15 protein-coding genes are annotated in these 15,322 nt (G+C 66.6%); 7 read left to right on the forward strand and 8 right to left on the reverse strand.

The window, feature by feature from the left end:
* Nucleotides 1–73: 73 nt before the first annotated feature.
* From QTI04_RS20420 to putA, 3 genes are all read right to left on the reverse strand, one after another.
* Nucleotides 74–700: a nucleoside/nucleotide kinase family protein gene (locus QTI04_RS20420; RefSeq protein ID WP_286601528.1), complete on the reverse strand. Its 627-nt coding sequence runs from the start codon at nt 698–700 to the stop codon at nt 74–76.
* Nucleotides 701–707: 7 nt separating this feature from the next.
* Entirely contained in the window at nt 708–1,979 is a 1,272-nt protein-coding gene (locus tag QTI04_RS20425) for a Glu/Leu/Phe/Val dehydrogenase (RefSeq protein ID WP_286601527.1), read from the reverse strand.
* Between the two features lie 85 nt (nt 1,980–2,064).
* A complete protein-coding gene (gene putA / locus QTI04_RS20430; protein WP_286617294.1) occupies nt 2,065–5,040 on the reverse strand; it encodes a bifunctional proline dehydrogenase/L-glutamate gamma-semialdehyde dehydrogenase PutA in 2,976 nt (991 codons plus the stop codon).
* A 94-nt stretch (nt 5,041–5,134) separates the two neighbouring features.
* On the opposite strand from putA, the gene QTI04_RS20435 reads away from it, so the two are divergent.
* A complete protein-coding gene (locus QTI04_RS20435) occupies nt 5,135–5,614 on the forward strand; it encodes an Lrp/AsnC ligand binding domain-containing protein (protein ID WP_286601523.1) in 480 nt (159 codons plus the stop codon).
* On the opposite strand, the gene QTI04_RS20440 is transcribed toward QTI04_RS20435, so the two are convergent.
* Nucleotides 5,611–6,528, reverse strand: a complete 918-nt coding sequence (locus QTI04_RS20440) for a LysR family transcriptional regulator (RefSeq protein ID WP_286617295.1) — start codon at nt 6,526–6,528, stop codon at nt 5,611–5,613. The genes QTI04_RS20435 and QTI04_RS20440 overlap by 4 nt on opposite strands.
* Nucleotides 6,529–6,687: 159 nt before the next feature.
* On the opposite strand from QTI04_RS20440, the gene QTI04_RS20445 reads away from it, so the two are divergent.
* Together QTI04_RS20445 and QTI04_RS20450 are read left to right on the forward strand one after the other, a co-directional pair.
* Nucleotides 6,688–7,404 carry an SDR family NAD(P)-dependent oxidoreductase gene (locus QTI04_RS20445; RefSeq protein ID WP_286601520.1) on the forward strand — a complete coding sequence of 239 codons (717 nt, stop codon included), beginning with the start codon at nt 6,688–6,690 and terminating at the stop codon, nt 7,402–7,404.
* A gap of 24 nt (nt 7,405–7,428) precedes the next feature.
* A complete protein-coding gene (locus QTI04_RS20450; RefSeq protein ID WP_286601519.1) occupies nt 7,429–7,647 on the forward strand; it encodes a 4-oxalocrotonate tautomerase family protein in 219 nt (72 codons plus the stop codon).
* A gap of 52 nt (nt 7,648–7,699) precedes the next feature.
* Here the strand turns inward: QTI04_RS20450 and QTI04_RS20455 are convergent, their stop codons facing one another.
* Nucleotides 7,700–8,386 carry a YggS family pyridoxal phosphate-dependent enzyme gene (locus tag QTI04_RS20455; RefSeq protein WP_286601518.1) on the reverse strand — a complete coding sequence of 229 codons (687 nt, stop codon included), beginning with the start codon at nt 8,384–8,386 and terminating at the stop codon, nt 7,700–7,702.
* Between the two features lie 39 nt (nt 8,387–8,425).
* On the opposite strand from QTI04_RS20455, the gene QTI04_RS20460 reads away from it, so the two are divergent.
* The 3 genes from QTI04_RS20460 to QTI04_RS20470 are packed head-to-tail and all read left to right on the forward strand — an operon-like array spanning nt 8,426 to nt 11,595.
* Nucleotides 8,426–9,469: a type IV pilus twitching motility protein PilT gene (locus QTI04_RS20460; protein WP_286601517.1), complete on the forward strand. Its 1,044-nt coding sequence runs from the start codon at nt 8,426–8,428 to the stop codon at nt 9,467–9,469.
* Between the two features lie 35 nt (nt 9,470–9,504).
* On the forward strand, nt 9,505–10,641 hold the full coding sequence (locus QTI04_RS20465) for a PilT/PilU family type 4a pilus ATPase (RefSeq protein ID WP_286601516.1): 1,137 nt from the start codon (nt 9,505–9,507) through the stop codon (nt 10,639–10,641).
* A gap of 33 nt (nt 10,642–10,674) precedes the next feature.
* On the forward strand, nt 10,675–11,595 hold the full coding sequence (locus QTI04_RS20470; RefSeq protein ID WP_286601515.1) for an NAD(P)-dependent oxidoreductase: 921 nt from the start codon (nt 10,675–10,677) through the stop codon (nt 11,593–11,595).
* 17 nt (nt 11,596–11,612) lie between these two features.
* Here the strand turns inward: QTI04_RS20470 and QTI04_RS20475 are convergent, their stop codons facing one another.
* Nucleotides 11,613–12,371 carry a BON domain-containing protein gene (locus tag QTI04_RS20475; protein ID WP_286617297.1) on the reverse strand — a complete coding sequence of 253 codons (759 nt, stop codon included), beginning with the start codon at nt 12,369–12,371 and terminating at the stop codon, nt 11,613–11,615.
* Between the two features lie 361 nt (nt 12,372–12,732).
* Here QTI04_RS20475 and QTI04_RS20480 point away from each other — a divergent pair, with 361 nt between their 5' ends.
* Complete coding sequence (locus QTI04_RS20480) at nt 12,733–14,214, forward strand: patatin-like phospholipase family protein (RefSeq protein WP_286617298.1); 1,482 nt, start codon at nt 12,733–12,735, stop codon at nt 14,212–14,214.
* A gap of 10 nt (nt 14,215–14,224) precedes the next feature.
* On the opposite strand, the gene QTI04_RS20485 is transcribed toward QTI04_RS20480, so the two are convergent.
* Together QTI04_RS20485 and QTI04_RS20490 are read right to left on the reverse strand one after the other, a co-directional pair.
* Nucleotides 14,225–14,860 carry an SIS domain-containing protein gene (locus QTI04_RS20485; RefSeq protein ID WP_286601511.1) on the reverse strand — a complete coding sequence of 212 codons (636 nt, stop codon included), beginning with the start codon at nt 14,858–14,860 and terminating at the stop codon, nt 14,225–14,227.
* Between the two features lie 96 nt (nt 14,861–14,956).
* Nucleotides 14,957–15,313, reverse strand: a complete 357-nt coding sequence (locus tag QTI04_RS20490) for a YraN family protein (RefSeq protein ID WP_286617300.1) — start codon at nt 15,311–15,313, stop codon at nt 14,957–14,959.
* Between the last annotated feature and the right edge of the window lie 9 nt (nt 15,314–15,322).

The following is a 15,322-nucleotide window of genomic DNA, read 5'->3' on the forward strand; positions in this document are numbered from 1 at the left end:
GCAAGAGGGCCGGCCGGCGCCCCTTTTGACATGCCGGGCGCTCGCGCGTTCCCTTCACCGCCAACTAGACCACTCAGTCGCCCCAGCGGACCACACGATGCGCCTTGCCACGCGTGGCTGCGATGCGGCGGGCGTTGGGCTCGTCGGTCTGCTCGACCCATGCCAGCGCGTCCGCGCGGCTACGGCCGAACTGCTCGTGGCGCCGCACGAGCCGGTCCAGGCGGAGCGAGTCCTCCACGTCGACGTACCAGACCTCGTCGAGCAGCGGCGCCGCCCCAGCCCACGGTCCATCGTCGAGCAACAGGTAGTTGCCTTCCGTGATGACCAGTTGCGTCCGGGGCAGCACGGCGATCGCGCCGGCGATCGGCTCTTCGATCTCGCGCCGGAACTCGGGCGCGTAGACGATCTCGTCCGGGCCTTGCTCGCGCAGGCGCCGCAGCAGGGCGACATAGCCCGCGCCGTCGAAGGTGTCGGGCGCACCCTTGCGGCCGGCGCGGCCCAGGCGCTGCAGTTCGACGTTGGCCAGATGAAACCCGTCCATCGGCACCACCTGCGCGCGGCCGGGCAATGCCTGCAGCAAAGCCAGCGCGAGCGTCGATTTGCCTGAACCGGGCGCGCCCACCAGCCCGAGCAGCTTGCGCCGCCCGTCGGCCAGCAGGGCTTCGATGCGCGCCAGTTCCGCGGCGGGCACCTCGATCATGGGCGCGTCATGGGTACAGGCCGCGCTCCTGGCGTGCCATCAGGATGCGCTCGCAGGCCACCGCGTAGGTGGCGGTGCGCAGGCTGATCTTGTGCTCGTCGGCCTTGTCCCAGATGTGGTTGAGCGCGTTCATCATGATGCGGTCGAGCCGCACGTTGATCTCGTCTTCGTCCCAGAAGAAGGACGAGAAGTCCTGCACCCACTCGAAGTAGCTCACCGTCACGCCGCCGGCGTTGCAGATCACGTCCGGCACCACCAGCACGCCGCGCTCGGCCAGGATATCGTCGGCGGTCGGCACGGTCGGGCCGTTGGCGCCTTCGAGCACCAGCTTGGCCTTGGTCTTCTGGGCGCGCTCGGCGGTCACCTGCCCTTCCAGGGCGGCGGGGATGAGGATGTCGCAGGCCACGTCCCAGAAAGACTCGTTGTCGATCACGTCGCCGCCCTTGAAGCCGACGACGCCGTCGGTGCGGGAGAGCGGCACCAGCGTCGCGAGGTCGAGCCCCTTGTCGTTGAAGATCGTGCCGGTGTGGTCCTGCACCGCGACGATCTTGGCGCCCGCCTCGGCGAACAGTTCGGCCGCCACCGAGCCCACGTTGCCGAAGCCCTGCACCGCGACCCGCGCGCCGCGCAGGTCGAGCCCGAGGCGACGTGCCGCCTCGCGGCCGGTCACGAACACGCCCCGGCCGGTGGCCTTCACCCGGCCGAGCGAGCCGCCCAGGTGCAGCGGCTTGCCCGTGACAACGCCGGTGGCGGTGCCGCCGACGTTCATCGAGTAGGTGTCCATCATCCACGCCATGATCTGGGCGTTGGTGTTCACGTCGGGCGCCGGGATGTCGCTGTGCGGGCCGATGATGATGCCGATCTCGCTGGTGTAGCGGCGCGTGACTTTCTCGAGCTCCTTCTGCGACAGCTTCTTGGGGTCGACGCGGATGCCGCCCTTGGCCCCGCCGTACGGCAGATTCACCGCCGCGGTCTTGACCGTCATCCAGGCCGAGAGGGCCATGACTTCCTCGAGCGTGACGTCCGGGTGAAAGCGCACACCGCCCTTGCCCGGGCCGCGCGAGAGGTTGTGCTGCACGCGGTAGCCCTCGAAGTGGGCGATGGAGCCGTCGTCCATCTCGATCGGCACGTCGACGATCAGCGCGCGCTTGGGGCGCTTGAGCGTTTCGACCCACCGGGCCAGTCCGCCCAGGTAAGGCACGACGCGATCGACTTGCGACAGGTAGGTGCCCCACGGGCTGTTGGCGGTCGGCTGGACGTAGGACAGTACGGAACTCATGGCGATCCCTTGTTGTTGAACGGATAGGCGCGACGATAGTCCTCCGCCGACCGCCGCGCCATGCCTATGCGCGTTGCTTTGGCAGTTATGCGCTAGCGGCAAGCAGCGCTGCGTTGCCGCCGGCGGCGGTGGTGTTGATGGTGAGCGTCTGCTCCGCGCAGAAGCGAAGCAGGTAGTGCGGGCCGCCCGCTTTCGGGCCCGTTCCGCTCAGCCCTTCGCCGCCGAACGGCTGCACGCCGACCACTGCGCCGATGATGTTGCGGTTGACATAGATGTTGCCGACGTGGGCCCGCGCGGCCATCGCCTGGGCGCGGCTGTCGATGCGCGTCTGGATGCCGAGCGTGAGTCCGAAGCCGAGCGCATTGATCCGGTCGATCACCGCCTGGGGTTCGCCCGACCAGCGGACGATGTGGAGCACGGGGCCGAAGATCTCGGAGGTCACGCTGTCGATGGACGGCACTTCGTAGGCATGTGGCGGCACCAGGTTCGGCACCTCCTGCGCCGGCCGCACGGGGGCCACGAGCACCTTGGCTTCCGCATTCAGTCGCTGCAGGTGGCGCTGGATGCCGTCGAAGGCCTCGCGGTCGATCACCGGGCCGACGTCGGTCGCGAGCTGCGCCGGGTCGCCGGCGACCAGTTCCTCGGCGGCGCCGCGGATCATCTCGATCACGTCGTCGGCGATGCTCTCGTGGATCAACAGCAGGCGCAGCGCCGAGCAGCGCTGGCCGGCCGAGCGGAAGGCGCTTTGCACCACTGCATCGACCACCTGCTCGGGCAGCGCGCTGGAGTCGACCACCATGGCGTTGATGCCGCCGGTCTCGGCGATCAGCGGCACGATCGGGCCGTCCTTCGCGGCGAGCGCGCGGTGAATGATCTTCGCGACCTGCGTAGACCCGGTAAACACCACCCCCGCCACGCCGGGCGCCGCGACCAGCGCGGCGCCGACGGTTTCGCCCGGGCCGTGCAGCAGTTGCAGCGCATCGGCGGGCACACCCGCGGCATGGAGCAGCTTGATGGCTTCCGACGCCACGGCCGGCGTCTGCTCGGCCGGCTTGGCCAGCACCGTGTTGCCGGTCGCGAGTGCGGCGGCCACCTGGCCCAGGAAGATCGCCAGCGGGAAATTCCACGGGCTGATGCAGACCCAGGGGCCGCGCCCGGTCAGGCGCAGCTCGTTGCTTTCGCCGGTCGGTCCGGGCAGCGCGATCGGCTGCATGATGCGCTCGGCCTCGTCGGCGTAGTAGCGCAGGAAGTCGACCGCCTCGCGAACTTCGGCGACGGCGTCGCCCCAGGTCTTGGCGGCTTCCTTGACCAGCAGCGCGCAGAAGCGCGGAAGGGCGGCGTCGAGCGCGTCGGCGGCGTGGCGCAGCGCGGCGGCGCGTTGCGCGACCGGCGCGCGCGTCCAGGAGTGGTAGCTGGCAGCGGAAGCCGCGACGGCATCCGCCGCGTGATTCGCATCGAATTCCGGTACGCCCGGCACGGTGGTGGCGGCCAGGGCGTCGAGCAGCGGCGCGCGCATCGACTCGACCGTCAGGTCGACGCCGTTGCTGTTGCGGCGCGCAGGCGGCGGTCCGTAAAGCTCGTGCGGCAAAGGTAAGGACGCCTCGCGCTCCAGCCACAGCGGGGACACCAGCAATTCATCCATGCCCACCGATTCGTCGCCCAACTGGTTCACGAAAGACGAGTTGGCGCCGTTTTCGAGCAAGCGCCGCACGAGATAGGCGAGCAGGTCCTTGTGCTGGCCGACCGGCGCGTAGATGCGCACCGGGGCATGGGTGCTCTTCATCACTTCGCGATAGACGCCCTCGCCCATCCCATGCAGCCGCTGCAATTCGAACGGTACCTCCCCCGCCATCTGCACGATGGCCGCGATGGTGGCCGCGTTGTGGGTCGCGAACTGCGGGTAGATCGCATCCGGCGCCGCCAGCAGCGCGCGGGCGCAGGCCAGATAGCTCAGATCCGTATGGTGCTTGTGCGTGAACACGGGATAGTGCGGCAGACCCAATTCCTGCGTGCGCTTGATCTCCGCATCCCAGTAGGCGCCCTTCACCAGACGGCACATCAGGCGCAGCCTGTACTTGCGCGCGATCGCCGTGACGTTCTCGACCAGCTCCAGCGCCCGCGTCTGGTAGGCCTGCATCGCGAGGCCGAAGCCGCGCCACTGCGGGCGCTCGGCCGCAACCAGCGCCGCGAGGGCTTCGAACACGTCGAGCGACAGTTCGAGCCGGTCGACCTCCTCGGCGTCGATCGTGAGATTGAGGTTCGCGTCGGCCGCCAGCACGCACAGCTGCCACACGCGCGGAACAAGCTCCTGCATCACGCGCTCACGCTGGGCGTCCTCATAGCGGGGATGCAGCGCGCTGAGCTTGATGGAGATGCCGTCGTTGTGCTCGGGCGTGCCGCTGCGGTCGGCGCCCGACGCGATGGACTGGATGGCGTTGACGTAGCTGTCGAGGTAGCGCAGCGCATCCGCGTCGGTTCGCGCACCTTCGCCCAGCATGTCGTAGCTGAAGCGCAGCGCGGCATGCTTGCGGTGCGCCGACCGGGCCTCGCCCATGGCCTCGTCGATGGTCTGGCCCAGCACGAACTGGCGGCCCAGCAACTGCACCGCGCGCAGCGTCGCGGCCACGACCGTGCGGGCGCCCAGCCTCGCCATCAGGCCCGGCTCGGCCTCCGCCTGGCCCACCCCGTCGGAAAGGTGCGGCAGGAACTTCTTCGACAGCGCGATGGCTGAAGAGGAAAGGCGCGACAGCGTCGAATCGGCGCTGCCGTCGAAGTCGGCGCGGCCCAGCTGGTCGGCGGTCAGTGCGATGGCCGTTTCGGCATCGGGCACCCGCAGCAGCGCCTCGGCCAGTCGCATCAGCGCCAGGCCTTCCGCGCTCGAGATCGGGTACTCGCGCAGAAGGCTTTCCATGGCCCAGAACGGCGGCGGCCTGTCGCGCACGGCGCGCACCCATGGGGATGCGGCGGGCACGACCAGTGCCCAGTCGAGGGCGCCTTTCAACGAGGCGAGGCGGTGCGAAACGATGTCGGCTTCGGGCCGGTAGGGGGTGGGCAGACGCATGGCAAGCAGTCGAGTAGTGAATCGATCGATGCTCCGACTTTCGCCATCGAGTTATTCACCATAAATCGACGCTCAACCGGATAATTCACTATCCATGAATCAAATCCCCTCCGATCTGGACCGCATCGACATGAAAATCCTGAAGGTTCTTCAGGAGGACGGCCGGATTTCCAATCTCAAGCTGGCCGAGACGGTGGCACTCTCACCCACCGCCGTGCTGGCGCGCGTGCAGCGCCTCGCGCGCGACGGCTTCATCCTCGGCTACGAAGCCCGACTGGACCCGCACAAGCTCGGGCGCGGCTTCACCGTGTTCGTGGAGGTACTGCTCGACCGCACCACACCCAACGTGTTCGACGAGTTCAAGGCCGCCGTGCAGGTGCGCGACGAGATCATGGAATGCCACATGGTCGCGGGCGGTTTCGACTACCTGCTCAAGACCCGCATGGCCGACATGGCGGCCTACCGCGACTTCGCGGGCACGGTGCTTTGGCAGCTGCCGGGCGTGCGCGAGACGCGGACCTATGCGGTGATGGAAGAGGTGAAGAGCAGCGCCCGGATTCCGCTGCCTGGCTAGGGCTGCGCCGAACGCTGGCCGAGCAGATAGTCGACGAACACGCGGACCCTCAACGGCACGAAACGCCGGTGCGGATACAGCAGGCTGTGCGGCCGCGAACGGCCGCTGAAGTCCCGCAGCAACTCGACCAGCCGGCCCGTGCGCAAGTCCTCCTCGACCACGAAGCGATAGGCCTGGAACACGCCGGCACCGCAGCGGGCCAGGGTGGCACCGGCGGTGACGTCGTCCGAACATGCATAGCCGCCGGCGGTCTGCAATTCGAGGTCCTGCCCGTCGCGCCGGAACAGCCAGGGAATGGTGCGCCCGCTGCTGGGCAGTTCGAACTGGATGCATTCATGGACCCGAAGGTCATCGAGGGTCGTGGGCATTCCGTGGCGCAGCAGGTAGTCGGGCGAAGCGACGACAACCAGCGGCGAGTCCTCCAGATGGCGTGCGACCAGCGTCGAGTCGCCCGTCGCACGCGCCCGTATCGCCAGGTCGTAACCCTCTTCCGCGAAGTCGATGTTGCGATTGCTGACGTTGACCTCGACCTTCACCTCCGGAAAACGCTCGCGGAATGCAGGCAGCAGCGGCAGAAGGCGATAGTGGCCATAGGTCGTCGGCGCGCTGATGCGCAACAGGCCGGACGGCGCGACCTGGTGGCCGGTGACTTCGCGCTCGGCTTCGACCAGTTGGTTCAGGGCCTGCCGGCACTGTTCGAAATACATGCGCCCGGCTTCGGTCAGACGCATCTGGCGCGTGGTCCGTGTGAAGAGCCGCACGCCAAGCCGCTGCTCCAGCCGCGAGATCGAACGGCTGACGGCCGCAGGCGTCACCGAAGCAGTCGCCGCCGCGGCCGTGAAGCTGCCTTGCTCGGCGGCGAGGCAGAACAGTTCGATGCTGCCCAGCATCACATCGTCGAACTGTCGGTTCATGGGGCATGGGTCCGCTGATTCGGTCTATTCATTACATCATGTACTCATAGATGTTCTTCTTTGCTACTTTAAGCGATGAAAAAACATCAATAAAGTCGATGTAACAGATCCAGCGGCCCGCCCAGCTCTGTCAACCCTCCACTTCAAAGGACTGTTTCCATGACCTCCAACACTTCCAAGGTCGCCGTCATCACAGGCGCCTCCAGCGGCATCGGTGCAGCGCTCGTCAAGGCTTACCGCAAGGCCGGTTTCCGGGTCGTCGCCAACTCGCGCTCGATGGGCGCCAGCGCGGATCCGGACATCCTGGCGATCGCGGGCGACGCCGCGGAGTCCGCAACGGCCGACCGGATCTTCAGCGAGGGCGTGGATCGCTTCGGCCGCATCGACACTCTGGTCAACAACGCCGGGATCTTCACGGCCAAGCCTTTCACCCAGTTCACCGGCGAGGACTGGGCGGCGAACATCGGCACCAACCTGGCCAGCTTCTTCCACATCAGCCAACTGGCTCTGAAGCGGATGGAAGCGCAGGGCTCGGGCCACATCGTCCAGATCACGACGAGCCTCGCCGAGCAGCCGATCAACGGCGTGCCGTCGGTACTCGCGTCCCTGACCAAAGGCGGACTGAACGCCGCCACCAAGTCGCTGGCCATCGAATACGCGTCGCGTGGCATTCGCGTGAATGCGGTCTCTCCCGGCATCATCAAGACGCCGATGCATCCGGCGGAGAACCACGCCATGCTTGGCGGCCTGCATCCGCTGGGCCGAATGGGCGACATCGAGGACATCGTCGATGCCGTGCTGTTTCTCGAGAAGGCTTCATTCGTGACGGGTGAAATCCTTCACGTCGACGGTGGCCAAGCCGCTGGTCACTGGTGAATTCGCAAACCGCAGTGACCCAACATGCCCTACATCAAGATTGAAATCACGCGCGAAGGCGTCACTCAGGACCAGAAGAAGCAGTTGATCGCTGGCGCCACGGAACTGATGGTGCGCGTGCTGGACAAAGACCCGGCCACCACCTTCGTGGTGATCGATGAAGTGGATCTCGACAACTGGGGCGTGGGTGGCCGCACCGTTGCCGAACTGCGCCGCGAACAAGCCGCAGCCCGACGAACCTGAGGGGCTGGCTCGGAGCGAGACGCCAGCGGGGTACCTCGCGCCGCAGCCCCGGCTAGCGCTGGCCGAAGATCGCGGAGCCGATCCGAACCATGGTGCTGCCGGCGGCGACTGCGGCTTCGAGGTCGCCCGACATTCCCAAAGACAGCGTGTCGACCTCGATCCCGGCCGCCCGAATCTGCTCGAACACCGCCCCGGCGAGCAGGAACAGCGCGCGCTGCGCCGCGAAAACCGGAGCCGGTTCAGGGATCGCCATCACCCCGCGCAGCCGCAAACGTGGCAACGCCGCCACAGCGCGCGCCAGGGCCAGCGCTTCCCCGACCGCCACACCCGACTTATTGGCCCCGCCGTCCACATTCACCTGCAGGCACACCTGCAAGGGCGGAAGATCCGCAGGCCGCTGCTCGGCGAGGCGCTCGGCGATCTTGAGTCGATCAATGCTGTGCACCCAGTCGAAATGTTCCGCCACCACACGCGTCTTGTTGCTCTGCAGCGGGCCGATGCAGTGCCATTCGAGCTGGCCGCGCAGATCGGCCAAGGCTTCGATCTTGGCGACGCCTTCCTGCACGTAGTTCTCGCCAAAGGCCTTCTGACCAGCCGCGTGGGCCTCGCGCACGGCCTCGGCTGGAAAGGTCTTCGAAACCGCAAGCAAGTGCACGCTCGCAGGATCGCGTCCGACTGCTGTGCACGCGGTCACGATTCGAGCCTGAACTTGCTGGAGCTTGTCGCCAATCATCGTCATAATCTTCAAAGTCGTATCAAAACGTCACCAAGGAATTGCGTGGACATTACCCAACTGCTCGCTTTTAGCGTCAAGAACAAGGCGTCCGACTTGCATCTGTCGTCCGGCCTTCCACCCATGATCCGGGTGCACGGCGACGTGCGGCGCATCAATGTCGACGCGCTCGACCACAAGGCCGTTCACGCCATGGTGTACGACATCATGAGCGACACGCACCGCAAACATTACGAAGAGTTCCTCGAGGTCGACTTCTCGTTCGAGATCGACGGCTTGGCGCGCTTCCGGGTGAACGCCTTCAACCAGGCGCGTGGCGCTGCGGCGGTGTTTCGGACCATTCCGTCCAAGATCCTGACGCTGGAGCAACTCAACGCGCCCAAGATTTTCGGCGACCTCGCGCTCAAGCCCCGTGGCCTGGTACTCGTGACCGGCCCGACCGGCTCCGGCAAGTCGACCACGCTGGCCGCGATGATCAACTTCCTCAACGAAACCGAGTACGGCCACATCCTGACGGTCGAGGACCCGATCGAGTTCGTGCACGAATCCAAGAAGTGCCTGATCAACCAGCGCGAAGTCGGGCCCATGACGCTTTCCTTCGCCAACGCGCTGCGCTCCGCGCTGCGTGAAGACCCGGACGCGATCCTCGTCGGCGAAATGCGCGACCTCGAAACGATCCGCCTCGCGATGACCGCGGCCGAAACGGGCCACCTCGTGTTCGGCACGCTGCACACCTCGTCGGCCGCCAAGACCATCGACCGGATCATCGACGTCTTCCCCGGCGAAGAGAAGGAAATGATCCGCGCGATGCTGTCGGAGTCGCTCCAGGCCGTGATCTCGCAGACGCTGTGCAAGACCAAGGACGGCCAGGGCCGCGTCGCCGCGCACGAGATCATGCTGGGCACGCCCGCCATCCGGAACCTGATCCGCGAGGGCAAGGTGGCGCAGATGTATTCGTCGATCCAGACCGGCAGTGGCCAGGGTATGCAGACGCTGGACCAGAACCTCACGGACCTCGTGCGCCGCAGTGTCATTTCCTCCGCAGAAGCGCGGGGCAAGGCAAAGATCCCCGAGAATTTCCCTGGCTGACCAGCCCCTGAAACCGCCGCACCCGGAGCACCTAAATGGAACGCGATCAAGCCAGTCAGTTCATCAACGACCTGCTGAAGCTCATGGTGAGCCGCAATGGCAGCGACTTGTTCATCACGGCCGAGTTTCCGCCGGCGATCAAGGTCGACGGCAAGGTCACCAAGGTGTCGCAGCAGGCGCTCGGAGCCCAGCACACGCTGGCGCTCACCCGCTCCATCATGAACGACCGCCAGACGGCCGAGTTCGAGCGCACCAAGGAATGCAACTTCGCGATCTCGCCGACCGGCATTGGCCGTTTCCGCGTCAACGCCTTCGTGCAGCAGGGCAAGGTCGGCATGGTGCTGCGGACCATTCCCGCCAAGCTGCCGACCATCGACGGCCTGGGCATGCCGCAGGTCCTCAAGGATGTGGCGATGACCAAGCGCGGCCTCACCATCCTGGTCGGCGCGACCGGCTCGGGCAAGTCGACCACGCTCGCCGCGCTGATCGACTGGCGCAACGAGAACTCCTTCGGCCACATCGTGACCGTGGAAGACCCGGTCGAATTCGTGCACCCGCACAAGAACTGCGTGGTGACGCAACGTGAAGTCGGCATCGACACCGACAGCTGGGAAGCCGCGCTGAAGAACACGCTGCGTCAGGCACCCGACGTGATCCTGATGGGCGAAATCCGCGACCGCGAGACCATGGAGCACGCCGTGGCCTTCGCCGAAACGGGCCACCTGTGCATGGCCACGCTGCACGCCAACAGCGCCAACCAGGCGCTGGACCGGATCATCAACTTCTTCCCCGAAGAGCGCCGCGCACAGCTGCTGATGGACCTGTCGCTGAACCTGCGCTCGCTGGTGTCCCAGCGCCTGATTCCGACCGAAGACGGGCATGGACGCATCGCCGCCGTCGAGATCCTGCTGAACACGCCGCTGATCTCCGACATGATCTTCAAGGGCGAGGTCGGCGAGATCAAGGAGATCATGAAGAAGAGCCGCAACCTCGGCATGCAGACTTTCGACCAGGCGCTGTTCGACCTGTTCGAAGGCAATGCGATCAGCTTCGAGGACGCGATCCGCAATGCCGACTCGGCGAACGACCTTCGCTTGCAGATCAAGCTCAATAGCCAGCGCGCCCGAACGACCGACCTCTCGGCCGGAACCGAGCACTTCGCGATCGTCTAGGGCGCGGCCCATGGGGCGATAAGCTATCGCCCCATGAGCAGCCTCAACCCTAAATCCTACGACTCCATCCCCTCGCAAAAGGTCGCCTTCCTCGGCCTGGGCGTGATGGGCTATCCCATGGCCGGCCACCTCGCGCTGGCTGGCCACGACGTGACGGTCTACAACCGGACCGACGCCAAATCCATCGCCTGGCAGCAGGAATTCAAGCCGCAGGCCAAGGGCACCCTGACCCACTCTGCCACGCCGCGGGGCGCGGCCTCCAATGCGGACATCGTCTTCTGCTGCGTCGGCAACGACGACGATCTTCGTTCGGTCGTGCTCGGCGACAACGGCGCCTTCGCGGGCATGGCCAAGGGATCGGTGTTCGTCGATCACACCACGGCTTCGGCCGACGTGGCGCGTGAACTCTCTAAGGCCGCGATCGAACGCGGCCTGCAGTTCATCGACGCCCCCGTCTCGGGCGGCCAGGCCGGTGCGCAGAACGGCGTGCTGACGGTGATGTGCGGCGGCGACTCGGCCACCTTCGATCGCGTCAAGCCCGTGACGGCCGCCTTCGCGCGCGCCGTTACCCGGGTGGGCGAGAGCGGCGCGGGCCAGCTCGCGAAGATGGTCAACCAGATCGCGATCGCCGGACTGGTGCAAGGCCTCTCCGAAGCCATCGCCTTCGGCCAGCGCGCCGGACTCGACATGAACGAAGTGCTCGGCGTCATCGGCAAGGGCGCGGCTCAGAGCTGGCAGATGGACAACCGCGGCAAGACCATGATCGAAGGCAAATTCGATTTCGGCTTTGCGGTCGACTGGATGCGCAAGGACCTCGGCCTCGTGCTCGACGAAGCCAAGCGCAACGGCGCCCGGCTTCCGGTGACAGCGCTGGTCGACCAGTTCTACGCCGATGTGCAGCAGTCCGGCGGCAATCGCTGGGACACGTCGAGCCTGATCACCCGGCTCAAGTAAAGAAAAGAGGCGCCGCCTCAGCGGACGGGCGACGTCGTCGCACCGCCGGAAGGCGTCGACGGCAGCGGCTCCATCGGCGGCAGCGGCACGCGCGAACTCGAAGCCCCGCCTGTTCCACCCTGCGTGGCGCCGCCTTGCGAGGGCTGCTGCTGTGGCTGGCTCTGGATGTTCGCCAGATCCTGCTCGCTGACGATCTCCACCACGCGCACGACCTTCGTCACGCCCGACACGCCACGCGCGATATCGGTGGCGCGATCGGTCTCGCGGCGGGTGGCGATGCCCATCATGTACACCGTGCCCCGCTCGGTCACGACCTTGAACGAATTCGCGAAGACGTCCTTAGCATCGAGCAGCGAGGCCTTCACCTTGCCGCTGATGAAGGTGTCGTTCGAACGATCCTGGAAGCTCGCCGGCGGGCCGACCGTCAGCTCGTTGACGACCGAGCGCACGTTGTCGACGCGGCGGACCACCTCCTCGACCTTGACGCGATCCGCCTCCGTGCCTACCGAGCCCGTCAGCAGGACCTGACGGTTGAAGCTCGTGATGGTGACGTACATGTTGTCGTTGGCGATCTCGCGGATGCGCGCGCCGCCACGCAGTTCGATGCCCTGGTCATCCACCTGCGCGCCGGAGCTGCGGCGGTCCGTCGCCACCATGCCCACGCCAACAGCCGCGGCCCCTCCGACGACCAGCGGAACGCAGGCGGAAAGGCCGGCGACCAATACGGCGCCTGCAGCCAATGCCATCGCGATGCGTTGAGTGGATCTCGTCGTCATAGATAGGACCTTCCAGTGCTTGTGGGTGTGAGATGGATGATGCGCAGGCCGGCCGAGGCATCCCATTCGGAAACCTGTTTGACGTCCTGCTGCTGGATGAGTGGGGTCGGTGCGCAAAAGTTCTGTCCCGGGCTCACGCCGGTCAGTGCCTTGCCAGCTCCCTGTCTCCGATCGCGGCGAGTTTAGCCCAGCGAATTCGAAGGCCCGTTACCGCGTGTCATCGCCCAGCTCCTACACGCAGCCATCAAGGTGCTTCCCTACAATTCGCGCTCGTCGGCGGCTCGCCCACCAGGTGGTGGCGCAGTTGTTGCAAGTCTCGATTCGTGTCGGTTCGCAGGTGGCGAACGAGGAAGGATTCACCTTGAAGCAAGCCCCTGGGTCGCAGACGCAATTTCTCCGAAAGATGACGGGCGCCATCGCGGCGCTGGTCCTCGGCGGATGCAACTCCTTCGCACCGGTCAACCCGCCCATCGACCATGTCGACCTGGACAGCGGCTACCGCGTCGGCAACATGCTGAAGCGCACCCACGGCGTCAAAAACGATGCGGACACGCTGTTTCTCCTGACCTTCTCGGGCGGCGGCACGCGCGCGGCGGCGTTCTCTTATGGCGTGCTCGAAGAACTGCGGCGCACGAACGTCATGGTGAAGGGCCAGCCGGTCAATCTCCTATCGGAGGTCGATGCCATCGCCGGCGTCTCCGGCGGCAGTTTCACCGCGCTGGCCTACGCGCTCTATGGCGACCGGCTGTTCACGGAATACGAGCCGCGCTTCCTCAAGCGCAATGTGCAGGGTGCCCTCACCTGGGGCGCGCTGAATCCCCTCAACTGGTTTGCGCTGGGCAGCGGCCTCTACGGGCGCTCGGAGTTCGCGGCCGACTACTACGACCAGATCCTCTTCGGCGGCGCGACCTTCGATGACCTCCTCGACAAGCCCACGCCGGTGACCGCCGTCACCGGCACGGACCTCTCGACCGGCGCGCGCTTTCCGTTTTCTCAGGACCACTTCGACCTGCTGTGCTCCGACCTGGGCAGGGTGAGGCTGGCGCGCGCAGCCGCAACCTCGTCCGCCGTGCCCGCCGTGCTGTCGCCGGTCACGTATCACAACTACGGTGGCACCTGCGGTGCGGTCATGCCCGCGTGGGTGAAGGACGTCACCAAGGCCGAGGGCCCCGAGCGCCCGGCTGGCCGCGCCCTGCTGCGCTACCGGGACATCCAGAGCTTCCAGGACAGCAAGAACCGCCCGTATCTCCACGTGGTCGACGGCGGCGTCTCCGACAACCTCGGCTTGCGCGGGCTTCTCGAAGCGCTGGAAGAGGTGGAAGCGAGCCCGGCCTTTCAGCAGCAGGTAGGGCTGCAGCACATTCGCAGGATCGTGGTAGTGGTGGTCAACTCGCGCTCGGCGCCGGACACCGATTGGGACCGCCGCGCCATTGCACCGGGGATCGTCTCGCAGCTGCTGCAATCGTCGAGCGTGCCGATCGATCACTTCTCCTACGAATCGGTCGAACTGCTCAAGGACATTGCCCAGCGCTGGGCCGACAAGCGCGAGCTGGCGGTGGCCGAGCTGCGGCTGGGCGGGATGTCGAAAACCCAAGCCGAGGCGTCGGTGATGAAGCTGAGCTTTGACGCCATCGACGTGAGCTTCGATGAAATCCAGGATCCCGAGGAGAAGCGCTACTTCATGAACCTGCCCACCAGCTTCGTGCTGCCGGACGAGGCCGTGGACCGTCTGCGCGCACTCGGTGGACGGCTGCTGCGCGAATCTCCGACCTATCGCGGCCTGCTGCAGAGAATCGACGACAGCAACCCGCCGTCGAAGCGAGGCGCAGCCGCAGCGCAGTGACTGCGCCGGCTCAGGCCGACAGGAGCGACGAATCGCTGTCCTGATCGCCGAGCAGTTGCGCGTCGACGCCGTCGCACAGGCAGTGCAGCGTCAGCAGGTGCACCTCGTGGATGCGCGCCGCGCGCTCGTGCGGCACGGTGACCTGGACATCGGTTTCGCGCAGCGCGCGCCCTACCGCCCCACCCGAGCCTCCGCCCGAGCTGCCGGCGTTGCCGAGCAGTGCGACGACCGTCATGTCCCGCGCATGGGCCGCTTCGACCGCCGCCAGCACCGCGGCGGACTGGCCGCTCGCGCTCAGGACGAGCAGCACGTCGCCGGCCTGGCCGAGGGCGCGGACCTGCCGCGCGAAGCGGTCGGCGTCGAGTGCATCGGGCGTGTCGGCCGCGGGATCGGTCGGGTCGCCAGGCAAGGCGATCGCGGCCAGCTCGGGGCGATCGCGCTCGAAACGGCCGACGAACTGCGAAGCGAACTGCGCCGCCAGAAAGCCGGAGACGCCCGCGCCGCACGCGAGGATCTTGCCTCCGCTGGTGACGCACGCGAGCAGCGCCTGCATCGCTTGCGAAATGGGTTTACCGAGAAGGGGGCCTGCCTGGTACTTCAGGTCGGCGCTGTCGATGAAATGCTGCTGGATGCGTTGCTCAAGCATGGGGCGGGATGATAACTGCGCGATGGAGCGCGCTCAGTGAAACAAAACGTGTACCGCAATGGAGCCGGGATCGGCCCGATGGGTTCCGCGAACGGCTCAGCCCGCATCGAAAGCGCCCTGGATCCACTCGATGCGCTCCTCGATCAGCACCACGTCGAATCGGCACGGCGGCAGCACGCGAAGCCGGCTGATGTAGTGCCGCGCCGCGAAGATGATGCGGCGCTGCTTCCCGCCGGTGATGCTGCCGCCGGCGCCGCCATGCGTGCCGCTGGCGCGCTGTCGCACCTCGACGAACACCAGCGTGCCGTCGCGTGGATCGCGCATGATCAGGTCGATCTCGCCGCCGCCGCGGCCGGGGGTTCGATAATTGCGCGCGACCAGGCTCAGGCCCGCCGCCTGCAAGTGGTCGAGCGCGGCGTCTTCCGCCGCGTCGCCTCGCTGCTTTGTCGTCACCTGCGGCGA

Origin of the sequence: Variovorax sp. J22R115 (genome assembly GCF_030317005.1) — a bacterium.
In the GTDB taxonomy this organism is placed as follows: Bacteria; Pseudomonadota; Gammaproteobacteria; order Burkholderiales; family Burkholderiaceae_C; genus Variovorax.

What these genes read in the sequence shown, in the direction of transcription:
- QTI04_RS20420 (WP_286601528.1), bottom strand. Translation starts at nt 700, where the DNA reads ATGATCGAGGTGCCCGCCGCGGAACTGGCGCGCATCGAAGCCCTGCTG.
- QTI04_RS20425 (WP_286601527.1), bottom strand. Translation starts at nt 1,979, where the DNA reads ATGAGTTCCGTACTGTCCTACGTCCAGCCGACCGCCAACAGCCCGTGG.
- putA (WP_286617294.1), bottom strand. Translation starts at nt 5,040, where the DNA reads ATGCGTCTGCCCACCCCCTACCGGCCCGAAGCCGACATCGTTTCGCAC.
- QTI04_RS20435 (WP_286601523.1), top strand. Translation starts at nt 5,135, where the DNA reads ATGAATCAAATCCCCTCCGATCTGGACCGCATCGACATGAAAATCCTG.
- QTI04_RS20440 (WP_286617295.1), bottom strand. Translation starts at nt 6,528, where the DNA reads ATGAACCGACAGTTCGACGATGTGATGCTGGGCAGCATCGAACTGTTC.
- QTI04_RS20445 (WP_286601520.1), top strand. Translation starts at nt 6,688, where the DNA reads ATGACCTCCAACACTTCCAAGGTCGCCGTCATCACAGGCGCCTCCAGC.
- QTI04_RS20450 (WP_286601519.1), top strand. Translation starts at nt 7,429, where the DNA reads ATGCCCTACATCAAGATTGAAATCACGCGCGAAGGCGTCACTCAGGAC.
- QTI04_RS20455 (WP_286601518.1), bottom strand. Translation starts at nt 8,386, where the DNA reads ATGACGATGATTGGCGACAAGCTCCAGCAAGTTCAGGCTCGAATCGTG.
- QTI04_RS20465 (WP_286601516.1), top strand. Translation starts at nt 9,505, where the DNA reads ATGGAACGCGATCAAGCCAGTCAGTTCATCAACGACCTGCTGAAGCTC.
- QTI04_RS20470 (WP_286601515.1), top strand. Translation starts at nt 10,675, where the DNA reads ATGAGCAGCCTCAACCCTAAATCCTACGACTCCATCCCCTCGCAAAAG.
- QTI04_RS20475 (WP_286617297.1), bottom strand. Translation starts at nt 12,371, where the DNA reads ATGACGACGAGATCCACTCAACGCATCGCGATGGCATTGGCTGCAGGC.
- QTI04_RS20485 (WP_286601511.1), bottom strand. Translation starts at nt 14,860, where the DNA reads ATGCTTGAGCAACGCATCCAGCAGCATTTCATCGACAGCGCCGACCTG.